The following is an 833-nucleotide window of genomic DNA, read 5'->3' on the forward strand; positions in this document are numbered from 1 at the left end:
TCTAACATATTGATAAATAAATAAGAGTTTTTCCTGCCAGAACCCGTGTAAAAAATTTCGTGCGTTTGGCTATCAAAACAGCCGGCAAAGTAATATTTTTGGTTCTTTCCCGGTGTGATAATCCGTTTTTGTTGGCCTTTAAGATACCAGTCTGAACCTATTTTAGGATTGAAATGAATATCCACTTCGTCTTCATAAAACACGGGATGTTCTTTTGATGCCCCAAGTAATGCCTGGTTAATTTGCTTCATCTTCTCTTCATATTCAGGATCTTTCTCATGTAATGTTGGTGCGGCTCGCCGCCAAACGATCTGATTTTTGCAGAGAAATCGATAAAGTGTGCTGATTGAAAATTTTATATGAGTCAACTCGTTGAGTTGTATCATAAAAAGTTCAAGACTCCAGCGAGAGCGCTCATAACCAAACTGCTGAGGAGAAAGCTTCAGTAAATAAAAGAGAAAAGGCAAAAAGCCGGTTAGCTCCCATCGTTGATGACGGCCTGAGGGCTTATTTTGCAACCCTAACCAACGATATGTTCTAAACGACTTTATCCAACGCCATACAGAAGACTGAGCGACACAAAGTGTTTCAGCGACGTGAAAAACTGGTTGACCCTGATGAATCATGAGAATGGATAGGATACGAATGGCATACTTTTTATCGTTCGTTTTTTGCGCCATTTTTTTCATCAGGCGTCGTTCATTACGGGGAATGGGTGGTAGGATAACCATAACTCAGTCCTTCTTTTTGCTTTTTTGTGTCTGGAAAATCCAAATTCGCAAAAATGGGACTGAGTTTCTTTGATACTCCTACCATTTTGAAAAGTCATTTAG

General features: G+C 39.5%; 1 protein-coding gene. It reads right to left on the reverse strand.

The window, feature by feature from the left end; all coding sequences use genetic code 11:
• Nucleotides 1–731: IS630 family transposase (locus Xedl_RS19835; protein WP_074025451.1), on the reverse strand; the 731-nt coding region annotated here is incomplete at its 3' end.
• Between the last annotated feature and the right edge of the window lie 102 nt (nt 732–833).

It is taken from the genome of Xenorhabdus eapokensis, from assembly GCF_001908105.1.